Raw genomic sequence first — 22641 nt, 5'->3', positions numbered from 1 at the left:
GCAGACGCCACGTATCCTTGCTGGCGTGCCAAAGTCGAAGTCCCTGTCACTGCTCGCGGGATGCTGCGTCCTAGCCGGTGTTCTCGTCGCCGGACTGCTGTTTCCGGTGGCCGGTGGAATCGGTCTGGTGTCGAGCCGGGCCGCGGACACGGTCCAGAACGTGTCGTCGGAACTGCTCGAAGGCACGGTCCCCGAGGTCACCACGATGACGGACGTCACCGGCAAGCCGATCGCGTTCCTCTACGACCAGCGACGAACACAGGTCGGCTACAACGACATCTCGCCGGAGATGATCCGCTCCATCATCTCCATCGAAGACCGGCGTTTCCTCGACCACGACGGGGTGGACTGGAAAGGCACGATCCGCGCGTTCCTCAAGAACTCGTCGTCGGGCGAGGTGCAGCAGGGTGCTTCGACCATCGACCAGCAGTATGTGAAGAACTACCAGCTGCTGGTTCTCGCCCGCACCGACGCCGACCGTCGCGCCGCCACCGAGACAACGCCTGCGCGCAAGCTCAAAGAAGTCCGCATGGCACTCACGCTGGAGGAGAACCTCACCCAGCAGGCCAAGCGGGACAAGAACCTGAGCGACGAGCAGGCCAAGCAAGAGGCCAAGAAAGAAATCGTCACCCGCTACCTGAACGTGGTGCCGTTCGGTAACGGCGCCTACGGCATCGAGGCCGCAGCTCGCACGTACTTCAACAAGGCCGCGAAGGATCTGACGATCCCCGAGTCGGCGATGCTCGCCGGCATGGTGCAGTCGAGTTCGGCACTCGACCCCTACAACAACCCCGATGGTGTGCTCGAACGCCGCAACCTGGTTCTCGACACGCTGATCTCCAACTTCCCGAATCGCGCGGCCGAGTACCAGGCCGCGAAGGAGACCCCGCTCGGCGTGGTCCCCTCCCCGATCACCTTGCCCAACGGCTGCATCTCGGCCGCCGACGCCGGTTTCTTCTGCGACTACGCGTTGAAGTTCCTGGCCGAAAACGGCCTGAGCCGCGAGACGGTCGCCCGCGGCGGCTACACCATCCGCACCACGCTCGATCCCGCCGTCCAGCGATCGACGCTGACCGGGGTGCAGAACATCACCGACCCCGACCTCAACGGCGTCGCGACCGTCATGAGCGTGATCCGGCCGGGCACCGAGAGCCACGACATCATGTCGATGGCGTCGAGTCGCCAGTACGGGCTCGACCAGAATGCGAACCAAACCGTGCAGCCTCAGCCGTTCTCGATGGTCGGCGACGGTGCGGGGTCGGTGTTCAAGATCTTCACGGTCGCCGCGGCGATGGAAAAGGGCCTGGGTGCCGGGTCCTCCCTTCAGGTCCCTGCCACCTTCCAGGCGCAGGGCATGGGTAGCAGCGGCGGCGTCAACGGTTGCCCTGCGAACACCTACTGTGTGCGCAACGACGGCCGGTATCCCGCACAGTTGTCGGTGACGCAGGCACTGGCCCAGTCCCCCAACACCGCATTCGTCAAGCTCCTCCAAGACGTCGGGGTGGGACCCGCGGTGGACATCGCCGTGCGTCTCGGACTGCGCTCGTACACCAATCCGGGGACCTCCGGCCAGGGCGAGCAGAGCTTGGCCGACTACTTCAAGCAGAACAATCTGGGTTCGTTCACCCTGGGACCCACCGCGATCAACGCACTCGAACTCTCCAACGTTGCCGCCACCCTGTCTTCGCACGGTGTGTGGTGCCCGCCGAACCCGATTGCATCCATCACGCAGCCGAAGCGCGACCGCAACGGCAACCAGGTCCTGGGTGCAGACGGGCGGCCTGCGGTGCAAGAGGTCGCCTTCGAGCGTCCGAAGTGCGAGAAGGTCGTCGAACCCGGCCTGGCCGACACCCTCGCGAACGCCATGAGCCAGGACGACCGCGGATCGGGAACTGCTGCCGGCGCTGCCGGGTCCACCGGATGGAACCTGCCGATGGCCGGCAAGACGGGCACCACAGAGGCTCACCGCTCGTCGGCTTTCCTCGGGTTCACCAACAACCTGGCGGCCGCGACCTACACGTACAACGATTCACCGACCCCGTCGGAGCTGTGCTCGAATCCGCTGCGGCAATGCGGATACGGCACCCTCTACGGCGGTAGTGAACCGGCACGAACATGGTTCACCGCGATGTTGCCGATCGCCAACAACTTCGGGCCCACCGCCCTGCCACCGAACGACCCGACCTACGTGGCCGGTGTGGGCGGCAAGGCTGTTCCGTCTGTTGCGGGGATGACCGCCGACGAGGCGACGAGGCGGATCGAGCAGGCGGGCTTTCGGGTTGCGCGCCTCGACACCGACAGTGCGCAAGCAGCGGGCACCGTGGTGTTCACCGCCCCCGAGGACACGGCGATCCCCGGGAGCACCGTCACCATCTACGTGAGCACCGGGCAGTCGCAGCTCCCCACCCGACGGGCGTCACCACCCACCACCATCACCGTCCCCGGGGTCGGCCCGATCGTGATCCCGGTACCGGGCGGCTGATTCGCCGGACAGCCGGGCTACTGCAGGCGCGCGCGAATCGCCGATGACAGGCGCTTGCCGTCGGCGCGTCCGGCGGCGAGCTTGGTGGCGTGCCCCATCACCTGACCCATCTGCCTCATCGCCGGTGCCTCACCGGTCTCCTCGGCGACGGCCGCAACGGCTTGATCGACGATGCCCGTCAAATCCTCGTCGGACAGTTGCGCGGGTAGGTACCCGGCGATGATCTCGCCCTCGGCGCGTTCCTTCCCTGCCAGTTCCTCGCGGTTGTTCTCCGCGAACACCGCGGCCGCCTCTGCACGCTTCTTGCTTTCGCGCGCAAGCACTTTCATCACGTCGTCATCGGTCAACTCGCGGGCGGCCTTGCCCGACACCTCTTCGGACTGAATGGCAGCCAGAACCATCCGCAGGGTCCCGGTGACCGTGGTGTTCTTGGCTTTCATGGCAGCGGTCAGATCGGTGCGGATCTGCTCTTTGATCGTGGACATGTGTTCAAACCTACGCCGCCGAGGTCGACGGTCCGCACCCGTTTTGCGCCTGCGGGCGTATTCTGGCCAGATGCCTCAGGGACGAAAAAGCATCACTCGTCGCACAGATCAACTCGCCGGACTCACCCCGGTCCACGCGATGGCGGGGGTCGCGGCGGCGGGCGCCGCCGGTCTCGCCTACGCGACCTTGATCGAGCGAAACGCATTTGCGCTGCGACACGAGACCCTGTCGGTTCTCGAGCCCGGCTCCACATCGCTGCGGGTGCTGCACATCAGCGACCTCCACATGATGCCGGGACAGCGGCTCAAACAAGCATGGGTTCAGGAGCTCGCCGCGCTGCAGCCAGACCTCGTCATCAACACCGGCGACAACTTGGCCCACCCGCAGTCGGTACCGGCCGTGGTGCAGGCGCTGGGCGATCTGTTGTCCCTTCCCGGGCTCTTCGTGTTCGGGTCCAACGACTACTTCGCGCCCATTCCGAAGAACCCGCTGAAGTACTTCAAGAAAGACCACAAGCGCACCCACGGGGAGCCGCTTCCCTGGCAGGATCTGCGCGCGGCGTTCACCGAGCGTGGCTGGCTCGACGCCACCCACTCGGTGCGTGAACTCGAGGTCGCCGGGGTGCGGGTGGCAGCTGCGGGTGTCGACGATCCGCACATCGGCCGCGACCGCTACGAGACCATCGAGGGCCGTCCCAATCCGCTGGCGCATCTGCGCCTGGGTCTGACCCACTCGCCTGAGCCGCGTGTGCTCGACCGGTTCGCCGACGACGGGTACGACCTCGTGATGGCAGGACACACTCACGGAGGCCAGCTGTGCCTGCCCGGTGTCGGCGCGATCGTGACCAACTGCGACCTCGACCGGTCACGGGTCAAAGGCGTGTCGGCATGGGGTGCGGCGATGAAGCTCCACGTGAGTGCCGGGCTGGGCACCTCGCCGTATGTTCCGGCCCGCTTCTGCTGCCGGCCTGAGGCCACGCTGCTCACCCTCACTCCCGTATCGGCCGGCGACGCCGACTACGAGCAGGAGGGGTCACTGCCTCCGGTGAATGCCGAAGCCAATTGACCCTCGTGACCAGGCGATTTAATCCGCTACCGCGGCTGAGGTAAGCTATCGCAGGCTGATTGATCACGGGGTGTGGCGCAGCTTGGTAGCGTGCTTCGTTCGGGACGAAGAGGTCGTGGGTTCGAATCCCGCCACCCCGACTGTGTTGGTTGAGACACATGAGAGACCCTGATCAGGGGAAACCTTGATCAGGGTCTCCTCGTTTCAGCCGCTCTCCCCGATGATGTGTGGTTGTTGCGAGCGAAAGCCCAGGTCGGCGCCGCCACAACAACACACTTGCGGGCTATGAGCCGCTGTCGTCCAGAACTCCGACCGAGACGCCGTAGGGCAGGAACCGGACACGCCGTTGCGGATCCACATTGTCTTTGTGCGCGCGCAGGGCATCGAGTTCCGAGGCGTACACCTGGTCGATGCGAGCCGAACCGTCTTCGGCGACGGTGTAGATGGCCCAGACACCGTCACCGGTGTCTCCCGTGGTCTCACGCGTCGGCGGCGCGGGCTTGGTGCGCTGCGACGCCGTGCTGAACATCGAATCGCGAAGTAGCGACGCCAGGGGGTTCTCGCCTCCGGATTGAGACATCCCCTTGGCGACCTGGCCCAGCATGTCGCGGAATCCCTCGCCGGCCTCTCTGGCAAAGCGGTCAAAATCCTCGGGCTCGAAGCCGAACGGTCCGTTGGTACTCATTATTCACTCCTGTTGTGCGGTGAGGACTCCAGTGTGCCTGCCCGATGGCGACATGTCAGGAATAACGTGACATGTCATGCGTTCTTCATGGGGGCGAGCACAACGCCCGCATCGAACGACAGTCAGGAAGCAATCATGGCTCAGCTCACTGGAAAGACAGCGCTCGTCACCGGCGGCACCTCGGGCATCGGGCTCGCGACCGCACAGCGACTCGCGGACGAGGGCGCTCATGTGTTCGTCACCGGCCGCAACCAACCGGGGATCGACACAGCGGTTTCGACGATCGGCGCGCAGGCGACCGGGGTCCGCAGCGACGTCACCGACCCCACCGATTTGCAGAACCTCGCGCAGGCCATTGCCGACCGCGGTCAGGGACTCGACGTCGTCTTCGCCAACGCAGGCGGCGGCGAGTTCGCCTCTCTCGCCGACGAGACACCCGAGCACCTTGCGGACACCTTCAACCGGAACGTGGGCGGAACGGTTTTCACCGTCCAGTCGGTGCTGCCACTGCTGAACGAGGGTGCTTCGATAGTGCTCGCCGGTTCGACGTCCGCTTCTGCCGGAATCCCCGCCTTCGGCGCATACGCTGCATCGAAGGCAGCCGTCCGGTCGTTAGGACGAACATGGGCCGCCGAACTGGTCGACCGCAAGATCCGGGTCAACACGGTCATCCCCGGCCCGGTCGAGACCCGCGGACTCAAAGAACTTGCGACTGAAGGCCAATCGAAGGACCTGCTCGACGCGCAAGCGGCCACGGTACCGATGCGGCGGATTGGTCAGCCCGAGGAAATCGCTGCAGCGGTGTTGTTCCTCGCGTCCGACCAGAGCAGCTTCATGACCGGGTCCGAGGTGTTCGTCGACGGAGGCGCTGAGCAGATCTAGTCCGGGCGCGGCAACGTGCCCTCACGCAGGATGTTCTCGTAGACCGCTTCGAGAATGTCGGCGAGCTCGGACTCCTGGGTGACGTCGAGGTCGGCGAAGAACAGTTGCCGGATCCTGGCCACGTGCTGTGGTGCCGCGGCCTTCAACTGTTCCCAGCCGGCCTCGGTCAACACCGCGTCGGTGACCCGTCGATCGACGACGGACGGGGTGCGCTCGACGATTCCGCGGCGGCTCATCCGCTGCAGATGATGCGACAGGCGGCTGCGCTCCCACCCGATGGTCGTCGCCAGCCTTGTCAACGGCATCCGGTGATCCTCTGCGGCCGACAGAGCATTCATCACGGTGTAGTCACCGAGCGACAAACCCAGTTCGGCCTGGAGATGGCTGTTCATCTCGTACTCGAGCCGGTGGTAGACCCGCATGTAGTTCAACCACGTTCGTTGTTGAGACGGGGTCAACCATTTGCTCGAGGCCATCTCACCCGTTCTCGGGCCCGGTGATCACGGTGTACAGCGCCGAGATCCGGCCGTCCGTGACCACCGCGGCGTCAAATCCACTGGCCACCGGGTCTTGTCCGGGAGGGCCCAGTTTCCACGCCAAGTGGCCGAAGTTCTGGGCCTTCTGCACCTGTCCGACCTTGCTGAACACCAGGCCCTGCATGCCGTCGAGCAGCTTCTGGGCCTTGGCAGCCAAGGCGTCCCGCCCTACTGTGACCCCTTCTTCGTCCGTCCAGACCACGTCGTCGGTGTAGGTCTCCGCTATTGCTTGCGCGCGCCGCGTCGGGTCGGCCTCACCGAATACCGCCAGCAGGTTCGCTTCCATCAACGCAGTTACTTCGTCAGGCATGGGACTCCTCGTGTTCGGCGCGGCTGTCGGGTGACATGTCACAAAATACGGCGCATCCGCTCCGCGCACCTGACGACGGGCTCATCCCGTCCGATTCGACGACTTCCAGCGGGCGGCATTTCGACCGCGGTTTTCGTGCACCGGGCGCAGACGACGCGGCTACGGTGGACCGAACTCCCGTGAGTGCTGGGGCTCGCTAGCCGGCCTGCCGGATCGGGCCCCGCCCTGTGACGTGCACTCGGGCTGACACTGGAGGGATATGGTCACGCCATCGGGACGCAGCGAGCACTTCGAACCGCGCCGACAGGAGATCATCGATCGGGCTGCGGTCCTGTTCGCCGAGAACGGCTACGCGGCCACCGGAGTAACGGAGATCTGCAAGGCCACCGGGCTGGGCAAGGGCGCGCTCTACCACTACATCGGCTCGAAGGAGAGCTTGCTCGTTGCCATCCAGGATCGGGTGCTCGAGCCGTTGATGGCGCAAGCCAAGGAGACGTCCGGTTCGACACCCACCCGGTGGTGAAGATACGGCTGCTCTCTGAAGTCCTCTTGAACTCGATCATGTCCAGGGTCGACCACATCTGGGTGTACGAACGCGACTACCGTCACCTGACCGGCGAGAACCTCGAACGAATGCTCGCACAGCGTGACGAGTTCGAGCGGTTGATCGAAGATGCGATCACCGAGGCCATCGACAATGGCTTCCTCCGCGACATCAATCCGCGGCTCGCCACTCTCCAATTCCTGAACCTGCACAACCACACCTATCGGTGGGCGAGCACGGCGAATCAGCTGTGGTCGGTTCAGGAACTGTCAGACGAGTACTGCCACACATTGATCCGGGGCATGGCAGCGTCCGATGCCCAACTCGGGGGTTTGGATGTCGAGGCCAACAGATTGCGCAAGATACTGGCAGCGGCATGAGGCCATCCGCCGAGGCATTGTTCGAGGGGTTTCCATTCGTCAAATGACGCGAGACGCCCTACCGTGAAAGTCACCGTTCTTGTGTGTGCCTGAACCCACAGGCTTCGCGCAGGCCGCATCGGGGTGGCCAATTCCGGACTCCTCGGTGGACTCGGAGTTGTAGGAGGCCGACATGCCGGACCCGGACGCGGACGAACAGCAGAACGAGCTGGATCTCGCACAGCTCGACATCGAGAAGCCGAAGTCCCATGCGGCGGGCGCCACTGCCGTCGCCGTCTCGATGAAACGCGCCCTCGGCCACATGGGGGCGGTCCGGACCGCCAAGACGCTGCTCAAATTGAACCAGGCCGAAGGCTTCGATTGCATGAGCTGCGCGTGGCCGGACCCCGACCCGGGCCATCGCCACGCCGCCGAGTTCTGCGAGAACGGCGCCAAGGCCGTGGCCGAGGAGGGCACCACGAACCGGGCAACTCCGGAGTTCTTCGCCGCACACAGCATCGAGGATCTGTCCGGGCGCACCGAGCACTGGCTGGGGCAGCAGGGGCGCATCACTCATCCGATGATCAAGCGTCCCGGCGGAACACACTACGAACCCATCGACTGGCACGACGCCTTCGCGCTCATCGGCGACGAACTCAAGAGCCTGGCCTCACCCGACGAAGCCGTCTTCTACACATCGGGCCGGGCCTCGAACGAGTCGGCCTTCGTCTACCAGCTGTTCGCGCGCGCTTTCGGCACCAACAACATGCCTGATTGCTCGAACATGTGCCACGAGTCCACGTCCATCGCACTGCAGGAATCGATCGGGATCGGCAAGGCGAGCGTCACCCTGGACGACGTCTACAACGCTGAGCTGATCATTATCGCCGGCCAGAATCCGGGCACCAACCACCCGCGGATGCTCTCCGCCCTGGAGAAGGCGAAAGAGAACGGCGCGAAGATCCTGTCGATCAATCCGCTGCGTGAAGCCGGACTCGTCAACTTCAAGAATCCGCAGACGCCGCGGGGCATGGTCGGGCCGGGCACCGACCTGACCGACATGTTCCTGCCGATCGCCTTGAACGGCGACCTCGCGCTCTTCCAGGCGTTCGGATCCCTACTCGTGGAGTGGGACGCGCTGGACCACGACTTCATCGACGCGCACACCACCGGTTTCGAGGCGTGGCGCGAGCATGTCGGTGCCGTCGACTGGGACGTCGTCACCTCCACCACCGGACTCTCCCGTGCACAGATCACCGAAGCTGCTGAACTCCTGCGGGATTCGAAGGCCACGGTGTTCTGCTGGGCGATGGGACTGACGCAGCATCGAAATGCGGTCGCCACCATCAAAGAGGTCACCAACCTCGCTTTCGCACAGGGCAACATCGGCAAGCCGGGCGCGGGATTGTTCCCCGTGCGGGGGCATTCGAACGTGCAGGGCGACCGCACGATGGGCATCTGGGAACGGCCCCCTCAGCATTTCCTCGACGCCATCCAGAAGGAGTTCGGGTTCGATCCCCCGCGCGAGCACGGGCTCGACACCGTCGACTCCATCCGGGCGATGCGCGACGGCAAGGCGCACTTCTTCCTGGGTCTGGGCGGCAACTTCGCCCAGGCAACCCCGGACAGCGACGTCACGTTCGACGCTCTGCGCAAGGTTCGGATGACCGTGCAGATCTCCACGAAGATCAACCGCGGCCACCTGGTGTGCGGCGAGACCGCATTGATCCTGCCGACCCTCGGTCGCACGGAGAAGGACGTACAAGCCAGTGGGCCGCAATACATCTCGGTAGAGGACTCGACGTGCTCGGTGCACGCCTCACGCGGACCGCTCCCTCCGGCGAGCCCGCACCTCAAGTCCGAGGTCGCGATCATCACCTCGATCGCCGAAGCCACCATCGGCGACCGGCATGGCATCAATTGGGAAGCCATGCGCGACGACTACCGCAACATCCGAGCGCACATCGCGCAGGTGGTGCCCGGGTGCGAAGGCTACGAGGTGAATGTCCGCAGGCCCGGCGGGTTCATCCTGCCCCACCCACCTCGGGACTCTCGGACCTTCGACACCGAGTCAGGTCTCGGCGAGTTCGCCGTCTCCCCCATCGATGTCCTCCAGGTCCCGCCGAATCACCTGATTCTGCAGACACTTCGAAGCCACGACCAGTTCAACACCACCATCTACGGCTTCAGCGACCGGTACCGCGGTATCGAGGGTGGTCGCCGTGTTGTGTTCGTGCATCGCGAAGACATTTCCGCGCTGGGGTTTCAGGACGGCGACATCGTCGACATCGTCACCAAGTGGGATGACGACGACAACGTGCGGTGCGCGCCCTCGTTCCGGATCGTCGAGTATGCGACGCCACGGGGTTCGGCCGCTGCCTACTATCCCGAGACCAATCCCCTTGTCCCACTGGACTCGACCGCACTGCAGAGCAATTGCCCCACATCGAAGTCGATCATCGTCTCACTGGTTCCGGCCGGCCAGGGCAGAGCCACCGAGAACGCTGCCGATCAGGACTCGACCGGATCGGACTGGAGTCACAAAACGCAACCGCAGCCCGAGCATCTGAGCTGACGCGGGTACCCGGGGTTGTAAACCGTCGCGCGACGGGGTACACAACTAGAACACGTTCTATTTCGGAGCATGTTCATGTTGAATGCCCGGCATTGCGAGGCACACCATGCACACCCCAATCTGTGACGATCTCGGCATCGAGTTCCCCATCTTCGCGTTCACCCACTGCCGCGACGTCGTGGTCGCCGTGAGCAAGGCCGGCGGATTCGGGGTGCTGGGTGCGGTCGGATTCACCCCGGAACAGTTGGAGATCGAACTCAACTGGATCGATGAGCACATCGGTGACCATCCCTATGGCGTCGACATCGTGATCCCCAACAAGTACGAGGGCATGGACTCCAACCTGTCCGCCGAGGAACTCACGTCGATGTTGCAGTCGATGGTCCCGGCCGAAACCCTCGACTTCGGCCGCAAAATCCTTCTCGACCACGGTGTTCCGCTGTCCGAGGACGAGGAGAACTCGCTTCAGCTCCTGGGGTGGACCGAGGCCACCGCGACCCCCCAGGTCGAGATCGCGCTCCAGCATCCCAAGGTCAGCCTCATCGCAAATGCCCTCGGCACACCGCCTGCGGAGATGATCACCCACATCCACGAGGCCGGCCGCAAGGTGGCCGCGCTGTGCGGGTCACCCAAGCAGGCACGCAAACATGCCGACGCCGGGGTGGACATCATCATCGCCCAGGGCGGCGAGGGTGGCGGCCATTGCGGCGAGGTCGGGTCCATCGTCTTGTGGCCGCAGGTGGTCAAAGAGGTTGCGCCGATCCCGGTTTTAGCCGCCGGTGGCATCGGCAGCGGCCAGCAGATCGCAGCCGCTCTCGCTCTCGGCACCCAGGGCGCCTGGACGGGTTCGCAGTGGCTGATGGTCGAGGAGTCGGAGAACACAGCCGTGCAGCAGGCCGCCTACGTGTCGGCCAGCAGCCGTGACACCGTTCGCAGCCGGTCCTTCACGGGTAAGCCGTGCCGGATGTTGCGCAACGACTGGACCGAGGCCTGGGAGAAGCCGGAGAACCCCGAGCCGCTCGGAATGCCGTTGCAGTACATGGTGTCCGGGATGGCGGTCGCCGCAACACACCGTTACCCGGACCAGACCGTGGACGTCGCTTTCAATCCCGTCGGCCAGGTGGTCGGGCAGTTCACCAAGGTGGAGAAGTCCGCCGCGGTCATCGAACGGTGGGTTCAGGAATACCTCGACGCCACAACAACTCTGGACCAACTCAACGCACTGACCTGAGGCTCGGCGGACGTCGCCTACGGCTGGACCCCGGCCGTGGGCACGTCCGCGAAGTGGGCCTCGATGATCGCACGCACAGTCCGTCGACATCTGCCACAGTCACGACCGGCACCGCAGGCGTTGGCAACCTCCTTGGAGGTACGCGCACCGTCGGCCACGGCCTGCTCGACGACGTGACTCGTAACTCCTTGGCACAGACACACATACATGGCGGGGACCTGGCGCCTAGGCCTGCAGCTGTAGTTCCAGGACCCGCTGCAACTTACCGACGAACAGCGGCGGATACACCCCGACACCTGCGCCCGCCATCCACTCGGCGGCCGCGTCGGGATGCTTCAACCAGCGCATCGCCTGCTCTTCGGTGTCGAGTTCTTGCAGGATCATCACTTCGTGACCGTCATCGATGGCACGGTAGACCCACACCCGGCGTACACCGGACGAGATGAAGCGCCGGAGGCTCGACCGCACCGTCTCCACGAGTGCCGCGACATCACGCACCGGGGCGATGGCAGCGACAATGATGCCCGACTGCTCGGCATTCGACCCCTCGAGCTCGATCTTCTCGACAACCTCACCGGCGAACAGAGGAGGGATCTCTTCGACGCCTGCCGCATCAAACCATTCGAGGACGGTCGGCGAGGCGAGCACACGGTCGATCGGCCCATCGGCGCGAACACCCAGCGTCGTGAACACGCGGTGCGGGTTGTCCAACGCCCGGTAGATCACCATGTGGTGCGCGCCCAGGCGCGCGAGCGCATCGTTGTTCTCGGACAACCGCTCGATGAGTTTTTCATCGGTCGGCAACGAGAAGTCCGAAGCGAGAATGCGCGAATGCTGCGTCATGGAGTTCATCCCTGCTGCCGGGTCCGTCGTTGCCACCAAAACAGCATCGTACCGAGATAAATTGATTCTGGACGCGTGTGTTGCACTGCCCCTCCGGGACCAGCCCTCCCGTTGGCGACACGACGTGCTCTTCGATGTGAGGAGATTTCATGCAAGGAGATCCAGAAGTTCTCAAACTGCTCAACGAGCAGCTGACCAGCGAACTCACCGCCATCAACCAGTACTTCCTGCATTCGAAGATGCAGGACAGCTGGGGGTACACGGAGATCGCCGCACAGACCCGTGCCGAGTCGTTCGAGGAGATGAACCACGCCGAGGCACTCACCGACCGGATCCTGCTGCTGGACGGACTGCCCAATTACCAGCGGCTGTTCTCGCTCAAGGTCGGCCAGACGTTGCGTGAGCAGTTCGAGAGTGACCTGCAGATCGAACTCGACGTGGTCGCACGCCTCAAGCCTGGAATCGTGATGTGCCGCGACAAGCAGGACTCGACCAGTGCGATCCTGCTCGAGAAGATCCTGGCCGACGAGGAAGGTCACGTCGACTACCTGCAGACGCAGCTCGAACTGATGAACACGTTGGGCGACCAGTTGTACCTGGCCCAGTGCGTGGCCCGTCCGCCCAAGTGATCTCCGGCGGGTGTGGGGACGTCGACTCCCGAGAACTCGGCGGTTCCCACACCCGCTGATCGCAAGCGCCACAAGGTCGTCGACAGTCGGCTTGGACTGCGCGCCTGACTGTTTCACCGTTCTGGGCACTCCATAATCTGTTCCCGACCAACTGATCGGTACGGACCTGAGCCTGTGCAACGGTGCCGGTGATGCGTGACACGGCTGGTAGGTTCCTCATTGTCCCGGCAGATTTACGTGAGGAATTGATGTTCAAGAAGGCCGCCACGCTCATTGCAACTCTGTGCGCGCTCGTCGCACTGACAGCACTGGGGGTTTCCACCGCTTCAGCTGCGCCTGCAAAGGCCAACATCGGGGGTGGGACAGGAATCTTGGTGGACAAGGACAAGGGCACAGCGAGCGCCTGCACACTGACCGCCATCGGCCGCGACCAGAACAACATCTTGGTGGGTCTCACCGCAGGTCACTGTGGCCCCGCCGGCAAGGCAGTGTTCGTCGAAGCCGCCCAAGGACTCGGACCGGTCGGCCAGGTCACCTTCACGCACCGCGACCTCGATTACGCGATCATCCGCTTCGATTCAGCGAAGGTGAACCCCGTTCAGCGAGTCGGCGGCGTCACCATCCGTGGCATCCGCACGCAGGCCCCCGCTTTCCCCGAGATCGGCTGCAAACAGGGACGCACCACCGCCAACACCTGTGGCATCACGTGGTTCTCGGACGGCTCAGCGCACACCAGCCAGATCTGCGTGGTCGAGGGAGACTCGGGTAGCCCCGTGGTGGTCGGCGACCGACTCGTCGGAATGGTCAACGCCTACTACTTCATCGGATGCATCGGGCCGGAGACCGGCACGAACATCAAACCGATTCTCGATGACCTGCCGGCGCGCGGCATCACTGCATTCCACGTCGTCTGACCCTCCGGACTTACTCGGCGAGTGACTTCCGACGTGCTTCTAGCGGCGCGTCAAAATTTCCAACTCGTCGCGCACCCGTGCGGAATCGGGGCCGTACTCGGCGTCCAATCCGAACGGGGCACGCGGTAGGTGTGCTGTCTTCTTGGCGTTCTCGTAGAACGCGACGAAGGCGATGATGAGGACTGGGATCAAAATGATTGCGATTTCCATGTCTGAAACTATGCGCCCGAACAGATAGTGCCACCACTGGCTGTTTTGCCAGTCTTCGCATATTTTCTGCCATACTGGTTGGCATGCTCCGCTCCGTTGCCGTGATCCTGCAAGAGCCCGTTGCCGCTTTCGAGTACGGCGTGGTCAGCGAGGTATTCGGCGTGGATCGCACCGACGAGGGCGTACCTAAGTTCGACTACCGCGTGTGCGGTATCGAACCGGGCAAACCGCTGAACTTCACGACGGGCGCCCAGGTCATTCCGCAGTACGGGCTCGAAGCGTGCGCCGACGTGGACCTGGTGGCGATACCGGCCGGGCAAGTCCGGACCGACTTCCCCGAGGCGGTCCTCGATGTACTCCGTGCAGCCGACGCTCGAGGCGCATACATCTTGTCGGTCTGCACGGGTTCGTTTGTCGTCGCCGCCGCCGGCCTGCTCGGTGGCCGATCCGCCAGCACCCACTGGAAGTACGGCAAGGAGATGGCCGAGCTGTTCCCAGACGTCGACGTGAACACCGATGTGCTGTACGTCCAAGAGGGCAACATCATCACCAGCGCCGGTACAGCAGCCGGTATCGACGCCAGTCTGCACCTGGTCCGCACCGAGCACGGGCCGACGATTGCGAACAAGATCGCGCGCCGCATGGTGGTTCCCCCGCAGCGCGAAGGCGGGCAGAGGCAGTTCGTGAAAGCGCCTGTGCCGGAATGTGATGAGGACGGATTCGGTCGCGTGCTCAACTGGATGCTGCGCAATTTGAAGCAGGACATCTCGATCGCGGACATGGCCACCAAGGCACACATGTCCCCACGCACTTTTGCCCGCAGGTTCGCCGACGAAGTGGGCACCAGCCCATTGCGCTGGCTCACCGAGCAGCGGGTCCTCGCCGCGCAGAGTCTGCTCGAAACCACCGATCTCGGCATCGAGGAAGTGGCCCGTCAGGTCGGTTTCAGTTCGGCGACCCTGCTGCGACACCATTTCTCGGCCATCGTCGGTATCACGCCCACTGCGTTCCGCGTCCGCTTCGGTTGCGCCAGCTGAACCACGAGCTGTCCGTGTCTACGATGTGTGCACCGGCAATACGGACATCGACAGCGGGGGTTTGCAGACATCATGACCAACGATCCGGGCGACGCTTCCGGCTCACGTCCAGACCTGACCAAGGCTGACCGCCGGCCCGGCGACGCGCAACCCACGCAGCAGTTCGCCGCACCAGCTGACCCCTACCACTCCGGCCACGTCGACCAGAATGGCTTCAATCCGTACCCGCATGCCCAGCCCTCCGATCAGTTCGTGCCGTACCCACCGCCGTATCAGCCGAGCGCACAGCAGTTTTCACAACCCGCCCAGTACGGGAGCCCTCAATACGGGAGCCCTCAGTTCGGGGTACCGCAGTACGGGACGCCGCAGTTCGGGGCGCCGACGCCGGGTTTTGATCCCAAGCCGGTTGCGGTCGGGCTCACGCGCGCCTTCGGTGCCGCAGCGCTCGTCGGGGCCCTACTCATGGTTGCCTACGGATGGTTGACCTGGGCGTCTTTCGAGCCGAAGACGAGCAGCGGCCCGCGAGCCTCGGTCAACGGTTGGGGGCGGGTGTTCGAAGCAGGAGAATCGGTTGATCTGGGATCGGGGGCGAGCGGAGCTCCCTATGCCGGGGTGTTCCTTCCGCTCTTTGTACTACCGGTCGCCGTTCTGGGCCTGCTCATTCTCTGCAACATAGGACGTTTCGGCAATTCGATCGCCGTCTTTGTTCTGTCGGTTCTGCACCTGTTGCTGGCGATCATCTTCTTGGCGGCGCCGAGCATTTGCATCTTGTTCGAGTCGGACTTCGAGTCCGAGGTCTTCGAGGCCACCAAGGATTTCTCTACAGGTCCGGGCGCCGTGCTCGCCACCCTGACCCTGCTGGTGGTCACCTGGACGAGCCTCGCCGGCATCGTGTTGGGCCGCAAAAGGGCACCTGTGCAGGCGCCGACGTACGGCTACCAGCCCTACTGACGTCTGCCGAACACCGATCAGGCCTCGCCGACAATGGGTTCGCCTCAGTCGGTGGAGCTTTCGGGCTCGTCGCTGTACGAGTCCGCAAACGAAATCCGCGGCATGCTGGTTGCCGCGTACAGCGTCAGTCCCAGAAACACCAAGAAGGTCAGAGCGAAACCGGCTGCCACAGCGGCCAATCCGTAGTGCACGACGTCCGTGATGACTCCACCTCCGTCGCGGACCCAAAGTGCACCGAACGCCGCGAGCACGGCACCCAACAGGGCCCACGCCGCGCCCCGCGCTCGTGGCCCGACCGTGGATGCGTAGAACAACCGTTCGTAGATCGCCGTCTCGAACTCGTCGATCGCCGCCGCCCGTACCGGGTCCTGGCCTGCGATCGTCCGCAGTTTCACCGCAAGATCGACGTCGTGATCAAGCCGAGCCGCCTCGTTCTGTCTGTACCGGACATACAAGCCGATACCGAACACCACCGCGATGAGAAAAATCCCGACACCTACCGCACCCCACGACGCATCATTCACGCCGGTCACGTTACGGCAGCCGACCAGCGCTCACGTCCGTCTGGTCGAACCCATCGGGCATTCCGGCTGCGCTCGGCGGCGCCGCGCGACGAACCATGTGTGCGGACGTCAGTCGAACCGAGGATTCGGGCTGTTCACCTGGGTTGTTGGTGCCTACGATATGTCAGTCATCGCTCAGCACGCTTGAACTCAGAGGACGCACAACATGGCCGAGTTATTCGGATTGACCAAACGCGTGGTCGAGGCGCGGCTCAACAACACATCGATCAAAGCCGTCAGCGGGTCGATGGTCTCGTACCAGGGACAGGTTGAGTTCAAGGCAGCCGGATTCGGCGGCGGGGCGGGTGTGCTCGCCGGCCTCAAACAGAAGGCCACCGGTGAATCGCTCAAACTGATGGAGTGCACGGGCAATGGCCTGGTCCACCTCGCGATCGGCGCTCAGTACACAACGGTGTTGCAGCTGAACAACGAGACGATCCAGGTGGAGTCTCGGCAGTTGCTGGCGATGGCCGGTAATCTCCAAACCAATGTCCAGTTCTCGGGACTCGGCGGAATGTCCAGCGGGCAGGGTCTTTTCACCACGACGGTGTCGGGCACGGGTCAGGTTGCCCTGCTGTCGGCCGGCGGTCCTTTGATTCATCTCGAGGTGAGCCCGAACATGCCTCTGGTGGTCGACCCGGATGCGTTTGTGTCTGCCAAAGGTCAACTGCAGCAATCGTTTGTCACCGACGTCAGCTGGCGGTCGATGATTGGCCAGGACGGCGGTGAGGCGTTCTCGCTGCGGTGGCAGGGTCAGGGTGTTGTGTCCATCCAGCCGGCGGAACGGTGAGTGCAATGGTCTTTGAAAAAGTGAACTCGAAAGTGGTCAAGGTCAACGTCGGTCACGCCGGTGGCGTGGTTGCGCGTAAGGGCGCGATGCTCTTCTACACCGGTCAGGTGCAGTTCTCGCCGCACCAGATCCCCGGTGCAGGAGGGGGTGGCATGCCGGGAATGGGCGGCATGGGTGCCGTCGCGGGCATGGCGGGTCGGATGATGCGCGGCGAGCACGAGGCCACGATGCTTGCGCAGGGAAATGGCGACGTGCACTACGGGTTTGCCGGTCTTGCCGTCCATGTCATCGACATGCCCCAGGGGGGAACGGTCACCGCTGACGCATCGCGCACGCTCGGCTACACGTCGGGGCTGCAGGCATCGATTGTCTCGATGACCTCGCAGGGCGGCGGGGGCGGCGGCGGTCGAGGCGGCGGAATCATGGGTGCTCTACGCGGAGCCGCCACCGGCGCATTGACCGGCGACGGTATGTTCACCACCCAACTTCAGGGCATGGGCTCGGTCGTGTTGTTGGCTCACGGTGAGGTGTTGGAGATCCAGGTCGGCGGCCAGTATCCGGTGATCGTGGATCCGCAGGCCTTCGTCGGCACGTTCGGCAACGTCCAAACGCAGCTCAAATCGACGATGGGCTGGCGCGACGCCGTCGGCCGCGGCGCCGGCGAGGCCATGCAGTTGCAGTGCCAGGGCCAAGGAACCGTTTTCGTCCAAGCATCCGAACAGAAGCTGTAAGGGAAAAGCCATGAGCGACATCTTGAATCCGTCGATGCTGCAAGGTGACGACAACATTCCGGGCAACACGTACGCGTACTACATGCAGCTGACCAAGCCCTGGATCATGTCCAAGGGCGCCATGATCGCCTACTACGGACAGATGCAGTTCCAGGCTCTGGTCCAGGGCATGCAGACAGCCATGATGCAGTCGCTGGCCGGCACCATCAGCGCGCCGCTGTACATGGGCGACTACGTGATCGCCCAGGGCCAGGGAACACTGATCATCGGCGACCGCGGCTTCGACATCAATTCGTACGACCTCGAAGACGGCAACCTCACGGTTCGGGCGGCCAACCTGTTGGCTTTCGAGCCCGGGCTTCAGCTGAACCAGTCGATCGTGCCGGGCTACTTGACACTCATCGGCACCGGCAAGTTCCTGGCATCCTCGAACGGACCGGTCATGTTCGCCGAACCGCCGTTGCGGGTCGACCCAGAGGCACTGGTCGGCTGGGCCGATTGCCCCTCCCCTAGTCACCACTACGACCAGGGGTGGATCACGGGCTTCATGGCAGCCGGTGCAGCGATGATGGGCGCCGCCAGTGGCGAGGAACAGCAGTTCGACTTCACCGGCGCCGGAACAGTTCTCATCCAGTCGAGCGAGAAGGTTATCAACGACCACAACCTGGTCCGCCAGCTGGAGAGCCAGATCCCCGGGTTGTCGACCATGGGACTGCAACGCCTGCAGCAACGAATCCAGACGCAGATGGCGGGCCAGCAGCAGTACTGACGGCGGGCAATTGCACCCCGCTGGCCTGGGAGTCGCAAAACACCCGCGCGGAGCTCACACTATGGAGTTGTCAAGGATCTTGCGCGGTCTCGACCACATCGAGGGCGCGGATGGCAGTCGCTGGTCGACTTATGCTGCGAGGGTGAGGGTTCGGCGGTTGTAGGCCGGTAGCGGTTGTCGGGCGGGGTCGATGTCGGCGGGCGGAATCAGCCAGGGATGCCCGTCGGTGCCCATGGTGATGTCCCAGTCGGTGTGGTGCACGGCCCGATGGCACGTCCGGCACAGCAGGCATCCGTTCGCGAGGGTGGTCGGCCCGCCATCGGCCCAGTGGACGATGTGGTGGCAGTCTGACCAGGTTGCCGGTGCCCCGCATTTGATGCAGCAGGTATCGCGAAGCAGAATCGCTTTACGCACCGGCCCGGTGAACAAACGCTGGGGTGGGCTCAGATCGATCGGCACCTGCTGCCCGTCCAGGGTGACCGAGGTGATGGTGGCATCACACGCCAACGTGGCTGCGGTTGCTTCGGTGACCGGACCCATCCACCGCAGTGACGCAAGGTCGGGATGATCAGCCGGAACCGTCACAGCAACTTCCGTTTTCGGTGCTGACACCAGGCCCTGCCCACCGCCACCGCAGTCGAGGAGTTGGTGCAGGGCGTCAGCTCGTCGTTGCGTCGGTGTGCGGGTATCGGCGCTCCCGTCGGGTTCGGGACGGGGTCGGGACCACACATCGAGCGCGGCCATCATCTTTTCCCCGATCACCGCATCCACATCGAAGCTGCCCGACAAGCGGCCATCGCTGGTGACGACGTAGTCCAGGCTGTTCAACGAAGCGTCCTCGGCGGCCGGCACCCCACCCTGTTCTCCGGCGACCTTGTTACCCACCGTCCGGGCGATCCGGCCGATCTCCGCGGGCGGCGCACCAGAGATCGCATGAGCGAGGAGTGCTCCCTCAACCTCAGATCGGAAGTCGTCGCTCATCACACCCACCGCACGGCGGCGAACATGGCTGATTCCTCGAATTACCGCATCGATATGCTCGGCGGAGAGGAACCCGTCCCGGAAATACCCGTCCGTACGATCCAACCCCGTCAGCCCGGTGCCGATCCGTAGCCACCGCGCCGCCGTCACCGGAGCAGCACCGTTGGCCTGCAACAACTTCGACGTCGTCGACCCTGCCCGTTTCGCCAACCCCAACCGGTCGATGAGCGCAGCGCCGGCCGCCAACCGCGCCTCGACAGCATTACGCAACGCGATCAGATCCCTGACCACGCCCACGGTGCCGGCCGGATCATCAGGAAACTCCACCTCGATGACCTCATCAACGAGATCAATAACAGCCATCACCACACCCCCTCCAAGACAACAACATCGGGACAACAACACTGGGCCAGCCGACCGAGGTATTTGGCGTAGTCCCACGTATCTCAGAGTTGGTTCATCATGCGATCAGCTACCACCACTCTAATCATTCGAACACACATTCGATAGTCATCTGTTCGGATGAACCCGCCCGAGTCATGTCGGCACAGGGCTCATCGAATCAGGACCCGCGGGCAGCTGTCGTCATCTACTCGACGGCGTCGAAAGTAGCCCGGTGAGAACTCTCGGCTTCCTGCCAATTAGCCGGTCCGCTCGACGCGTCCAGACTGCCGGCCGAATGAGCAATCGCGCCCACCATGCTCATTCCGAATGCACCTTGACAGTCCCACATGGTGGCCGCGCCCGCGGCAATGCCATCTGCAGACAGATGGTTGTCGGCTTCGATCCCCACGACGTTCCCGATCGGCATTCGGGCCAGCAGGATGGTCGCATCGTGGTTGATGAATCCGACACCCCGATCGCCCCAGCTCGTAAGAGTATTGGTCAGCTCGCCGAGCATGGCTGCACGAATCAGCGGCGTGTTGTCCACGTCGTCAAACAGTGAGGGCTGGTCAAACCAGAGCCGCTTCCGACTGGCATTCTGATGCTCCGGCATCGGCACACTCCACCCATCAGGGTGTTCGTCACTGCCCCACAGGATGCCAGGTTGCGGCAACGCTTCTGCGACCCGCTCGTCCAGGGACATGGAGGGACTGACCGGACGCCATCGGGCACCCGCCGGTTCCCGGGTCGGTTTCACCGACACCAGCGAAGCCCGCGCCACAGTTCGATCACCCTGGTAAACGTAAACATCGGCGATTCGTATGCTGCGCCCTTCTCGTACCACCGTGCCCCGGGTTTGAATCGGAGCGAAATCCGGTTGCCGGAAGATGTCCATGGTGAATCTCGCAGCTCGATAACTGCTTGCACCGCAGTCTTTCTCGAGCGCATGCGCGATCAGCCCGGCCAACGCCGAGCCGTTGATCGAGTTCGGTGCCCACTGACTCTGGGCGAATGGCAAGGGATGAAAGCCCTCGTCGCCATGCTCGAAATACCCCACTGTCCATTCCCCCTCAGGATTGACTCGACCCGTTCCCGGATCCTGAGAACGACACTAGAACGTGTTCCAGTTTTGTCAAGAGAGCAACTTCTGCGCGGCACACGAGACCGGTCCGACGGCTGGGCGCACCGACTCACACCAAATAAACGAGCCAGAGTCCCAATGCGCACGCACCAACCGAGACAGCAAGCGGGACAACCGCATTGGAAAGGGCCATCCCGTGGCGTCCCTGTTGAACGAGGCGCACCGTCTCGACACTGGCCGTACTGAATGTTGTGTATCCGCCACAGAATCCGGTCCCGACGATGGTCTGCCAGGCACTTGGTTGGCCGTGGAACAACACCACTCCGGCCACCAGCCCGATCAGCAACGAGCCCGACACGTTGATGAACACCGTCCCCCACGGGAACACTGCGGGGCGGCGGCGTTTGACCTCCGAGTCGACCAGAAAACGGGTTACCGCTCCGGCCGCGCCGGCCAACATCACCAGGACGATCATCGGCGGGGCGCCGATCGACTCACGCGTGCCTTTGTGGCAACAGCGATGCCCGCCCAGGCCATCACCACACCGAGGACCACAGAAGTCGCCATATAGGCCACGGCGACAACAACTTCGCCATCCTTGCCGAGCAGAGAAGCTTCGAGAGCGAAGGCACTGTAGGTGGTGAATGACCCGCAGAATCCAGTACCGAAAAACAGGCGAAAACGCTGTCGGCGTCCGGTGTCATCCCCCATCCTGGCCAGCGCTTCCAAGACAATGCCCAGCGCAAAGGCGCCCGCAAGATTGATCAGGAAGGTGGCCCACGGCCACTGCGGGGGGTGGAACGGGTAGGCCTGCTCGATCAGGTAGCGAGCACCGGTGCCCAGCAGGCCTCCCGCAAAGACCATCGCGAGCGAGGCCGCACGCAGGTGCAACGGTCGTGCAGCCACGAGGTCGGGATCCCCCGGGAGTTCGGGGTGGGAATCAGGCCGCGTCACCACGTGAATGTACTTCGATACGGCGCCGACCGCATACAGCATGCGAAAGCCCCCACGGCCGAGGGGCTGTGCCGTGGGGGCTCTCTTCTACAAGCGCGTCTGCAGACGCGCTGGACTTGCTGACCGATCTGGTCAGGCGACCTGCGCCTGCCACATCCAGTGCAGCTGCTCGAGCCGCGCCGCGAAGCTGATCAGGAGGTCCTGGGTGACCGGATCAGCTTCTTCGGTGGCCTTGATTCGCGTGCGCAGACCGTCGACCACGGTCTTGATGTTCGCGACAATCGCATCGACGACGTCGGAGTCCTTGGTCCATCCTTCGCCGAATCCCTTGGTGCCCGCGGTCTTTGCAACGGTCTCGGACCGGCCGTCCGGGCTGACGCCGATGGCCGTTGCCCGCTCGGCGGCGGCGTCGGTGAACTCGCGAGCAGCGGTGACGAGCTCGTCGAGCTCGAGATGCACCGACCGGAACTGCTTGCCGACAACGTTCCAGTGAGCCTGCTTGGCGATCAGCGACAGGTCGATCAGGTCAACCAAGGTCTCCTGCAGCGCCTTTCCGGCGATCGACTGCTGGTCGTCGTTCAGTGTGCTTGTGATGGGGTTGCTCATTGCACTTTCCTCTCTGTTGAAGTAATTGGTGCGGCCGGTATTC

At 63.8% G+C, this 22641-nt stretch carries 27 protein-coding genes and 1 tRNA gene; 15 read left to right on the top strand and 13 right to left on the bottom strand.

The window, feature by feature from the left end:
- The first annotated feature begins 25 nt into the window (after positions 1-25).
- Complete coding sequence (locus tag ACVWY6_RS07755; protein ID WP_457537196.1) at positions 26-2482, top strand: penicillin-binding protein; 2457 nt, start codon at positions 26-28, stop codon at positions 2480-2482.
- A gap of 17 nt (positions 2483-2499) precedes the next feature.
- Here ACVWY6_RS07755 and ACVWY6_RS07750 read toward each other — a convergent pair whose 3' ends face one another.
- Positions 2500-2967 (bottom strand): GatB/YqeY domain-containing protein, encoded by a 468-nt coding sequence (locus tag ACVWY6_RS07750; RefSeq protein WP_457537194.1) that lies wholly within the window; start codon positions 2965-2967, stop codon positions 2500-2502.
- 139 nt (positions 2968-3106) lie between these two features.
- On the opposite strand from ACVWY6_RS07750, the gene ACVWY6_RS07745 reads away from it, so the two are divergent.
- Positions 3107-4033, top strand: a complete 927-nt coding sequence (locus ACVWY6_RS07745) for a metallophosphoesterase (RefSeq protein WP_457538538.1) — start codon at positions 3107-3109, stop codon at positions 4031-4033.
- Between the two features lie 66 nt (positions 4034-4099).
- Positions 4100-4173: transfer RNA gene (locus tag ACVWY6_RS07740), tRNA-Pro, on the top strand.
- Between the two features lie 143 nt (positions 4174-4316).
- Here the strand turns inward: ACVWY6_RS07740 and ACVWY6_RS07735 are convergent.
- Entirely contained in the window at positions 4317-4718 is a 402-nt protein-coding gene (locus ACVWY6_RS07735) for a hypothetical protein (RefSeq protein ID WP_023956458.1), read from the bottom strand.
- A 135-nt stretch (positions 4719-4853) separates the two neighbouring features.
- Between ACVWY6_RS07735 and ACVWY6_RS07730 the strand changes: the two genes are divergently transcribed.
- Complete coding sequence (locus ACVWY6_RS07730; RefSeq protein ID WP_457537193.1) at positions 4854-5600, top strand: SDR family oxidoreductase; 747 nt, start codon at positions 4854-4856, stop codon at positions 5598-5600.
- Here ACVWY6_RS07730 and ACVWY6_RS07725 read toward each other — a convergent pair.
- Complete coding sequence (locus tag ACVWY6_RS07725) at positions 5597-6022, bottom strand: MarR family winged helix-turn-helix transcriptional regulator (RefSeq protein ID WP_457538536.1); 426 nt, start codon at positions 6020-6022, stop codon at positions 5597-5599. The two genes, ACVWY6_RS07730 and ACVWY6_RS07725, sit on opposite strands and share 4 nt — an antisense overlap.
- Before the next feature lie 55 nt (positions 6023-6077).
- The gene (locus tag ACVWY6_RS07720) at positions 6078-6446 is read right to left on the bottom strand and encodes a nuclear transport factor 2 family protein (protein ID WP_457537191.1); all 369 of its coding nucleotides are present in this window, start codon (positions 6444-6446) and stop codon (positions 6078-6080) included.
- 259 nt (positions 6447-6705) lie between these two features.
- On the opposite strand from ACVWY6_RS07720, the gene ACVWY6_RS07715 reads away from it, so the two are divergent.
- The 4 genes from ACVWY6_RS07715 (at position 6706) to ACVWY6_RS07700 (ending at position 11155) form a co-directional block, all read left to right on the top strand.
- A complete protein-coding gene (locus ACVWY6_RS07715; RefSeq protein WP_457537189.1) occupies positions 6706-6969 on the top strand; it encodes a TetR/AcrR family transcriptional regulator in 264 nt (87 codons plus the stop codon).
- Complete coding sequence (locus tag ACVWY6_RS07710) at positions 6963-7370, top strand: hypothetical protein (RefSeq protein ID WP_457537188.1); 408 nt, start codon at positions 6963-6965, stop codon at positions 7368-7370. The genes ACVWY6_RS07715 and ACVWY6_RS07710 overlap by 7 nt, the downstream gene beginning before the upstream one ends.
- A gap of 172 nt (positions 7371-7542) precedes the next feature.
- The gene (locus ACVWY6_RS07705) at positions 7543-9924 is read left to right on the top strand and encodes an FdhF/YdeP family oxidoreductase (RefSeq protein ID WP_457537186.1); all 2382 of its coding nucleotides are present in this window, start codon (positions 7543-7545) and stop codon (positions 9922-9924) included.
- Positions 9925-10030: 106 nt separating this feature from the next.
- On the top strand, positions 10031-11155 hold the full coding sequence (locus tag ACVWY6_RS07700; RefSeq protein WP_457537184.1) for a nitronate monooxygenase: 1125 nt from the start codon (positions 10031-10033) through the stop codon (positions 11153-11155).
- Between the two features lie 17 nt (positions 11156-11172).
- On the opposite strand, the gene ACVWY6_RS07695 is transcribed toward ACVWY6_RS07700, so the two are convergent.
- Complete coding sequence (locus tag ACVWY6_RS07695; RefSeq protein WP_030168973.1) at positions 11173-11364, bottom strand: (2Fe-2S)-binding protein; 192 nt, start codon at positions 11362-11364, stop codon at positions 11173-11175.
- A 16-nt stretch (positions 11365-11380) separates the two neighbouring features.
- Positions 11381-11998, bottom strand: coding sequence for a fatty-acid--CoA ligase (locus tag ACVWY6_RS07690; RefSeq protein WP_152538021.1), 618 nt, complete (start codon positions 11996-11998; stop codon positions 11381-11383).
- A gap of 149 nt (positions 11999-12147) precedes the next feature.
- Here ACVWY6_RS07690 and bfr point away from each other — a divergent pair, with 149 nt between their 5' ends.
- A complete protein-coding gene (bfr, locus tag ACVWY6_RS07685; protein WP_023956474.1) occupies positions 12148-12627 on the top strand; it encodes a bacterioferritin in 480 nt (159 codons plus the stop codon).
- Between the two features lie 248 nt (positions 12628-12875).
- On the top strand, positions 12876-13541 hold the full coding sequence (locus tag ACVWY6_RS07680; protein WP_030168963.1) for a hypothetical protein: 666 nt from the start codon (positions 12876-12878) through the stop codon (positions 13539-13541).
- A gap of 39 nt (positions 13542-13580) precedes the next feature.
- On the opposite strand, the gene ACVWY6_RS07675 is transcribed toward ACVWY6_RS07680, so the two are convergent.
- Positions 13581-13751 carry a hypothetical protein gene (locus tag ACVWY6_RS07675; protein ID WP_457537183.1) on the bottom strand — a complete coding sequence of 57 codons (171 nt, stop codon included), beginning with the start codon at positions 13749-13751 and terminating at the stop codon, positions 13581-13583.
- 83 nt (positions 13752-13834) lie between these two features.
- Here ACVWY6_RS07675 and ACVWY6_RS07670 point away from each other — a divergent pair, with 83 nt between their 5' ends.
- Positions 13835-14788 carry a GlxA family transcriptional regulator gene (locus tag ACVWY6_RS07670; protein WP_023956480.1) on the top strand — a complete coding sequence of 318 codons (954 nt, stop codon included), beginning with the start codon at positions 13835-13837 and terminating at the stop codon, positions 14786-14788.
- Positions 14789-14860: 72 nt separating this feature from the next.
- Positions 14861-15739, top strand: a complete 879-nt coding sequence (locus ACVWY6_RS07665) for a hypothetical protein (RefSeq protein ID WP_457537182.1) — start codon at positions 14861-14863, stop codon at positions 15737-15739.
- A gap of 44 nt (positions 15740-15783) precedes the next feature.
- Here ACVWY6_RS07665 and ACVWY6_RS07660 read toward each other — a convergent pair whose 3' ends face one another.
- On the bottom strand, positions 15784-16263 hold the full coding sequence (locus tag ACVWY6_RS07660; RefSeq protein ID WP_243404483.1) for a hypothetical protein: 480 nt from the start codon (positions 16261-16263) through the stop codon (positions 15784-15786).
- A 205-nt stretch (positions 16264-16468) separates the two neighbouring features.
- Between ACVWY6_RS07660 and ACVWY6_RS07655 the strand changes: the two genes are divergently transcribed.
- The 3 genes from ACVWY6_RS07655 to ACVWY6_RS07645 are packed head-to-tail and all read left to right on the top strand — an operon-like array spanning position 16469 to position 18592.
- A complete protein-coding gene (locus ACVWY6_RS07655) occupies positions 16469-17092 on the top strand; it encodes an AIM24 family protein (protein WP_023956486.1) in 624 nt (207 codons plus the stop codon).
- A gap of 5 nt (positions 17093-17097) precedes the next feature.
- The gene (locus ACVWY6_RS07650; RefSeq protein ID WP_023956488.1) at positions 17098-17823 is read left to right on the top strand and encodes an AIM24 family protein; all 726 of its coding nucleotides are present in this window, start codon (positions 17098-17100) and stop codon (positions 17821-17823) included.
- Between the two features lie 10 nt (positions 17824-17833).
- Complete coding sequence (locus ACVWY6_RS07645) at positions 17834-18592, top strand: AIM24 family protein (protein WP_023956490.1); 759 nt, start codon at positions 17834-17836, stop codon at positions 18590-18592.
- A gap of 129 nt (positions 18593-18721) precedes the next feature.
- On the opposite strand, the gene ACVWY6_RS07640 is transcribed toward ACVWY6_RS07645, so the two are convergent.
- The 5 genes from ACVWY6_RS07640 to ACVWY6_RS07620 all read right to left on the bottom strand — a co-directional run bounded on the left by ACVWY6_RS07640 (position 18722) and on the right by ACVWY6_RS07620 (position 22598).
- Positions 18722-19936, bottom strand: a complete 1215-nt coding sequence (locus ACVWY6_RS07640; protein WP_457537178.1) for a DUF222 domain-containing protein — start codon at positions 19934-19936, stop codon at positions 18722-18724.
- Between the two features lie 226 nt (positions 19937-20162).
- Positions 20163-21014 (bottom strand): acyl-CoA thioesterase domain-containing protein, encoded by an 852-nt coding sequence (locus ACVWY6_RS07635; protein ID WP_457537177.1) that lies wholly within the window; start codon positions 21012-21014, stop codon positions 20163-20165.
- Between the two features lie 133 nt (positions 21015-21147).
- The gene (gene crcB / locus ACVWY6_RS07630) at positions 21148-21513 is read right to left on the bottom strand and encodes a fluoride efflux transporter CrcB (protein WP_400724125.1); all 366 of its coding nucleotides are present in this window, start codon (positions 21511-21513) and stop codon (positions 21148-21150) included.
- On the bottom strand, positions 21510-21992 hold the full coding sequence (crcB, locus tag ACVWY6_RS07625; protein WP_400724122.1) for a fluoride efflux transporter CrcB: 483 nt from the start codon (positions 21990-21992) through the stop codon (positions 21510-21512). The genes crcB (ACVWY6_RS07630) and crcB (ACVWY6_RS07625) overlap by 4 nt, the downstream gene beginning before the upstream one ends.
- Before the next feature lie 132 nt (positions 21993-22124).
- Entirely contained in the window at positions 22125-22598 is a 474-nt protein-coding gene (locus ACVWY6_RS07620) for a Dps family protein (RefSeq protein WP_030168942.1), read from the bottom strand.
- Positions 22599-22641: the final 43 nt, after the last annotated feature.

The organism is Williamsia sp. R60, from assembly GCF_054063855.1.
This window is presented reverse-complemented; position numbering and strand designations above follow the sequence as displayed.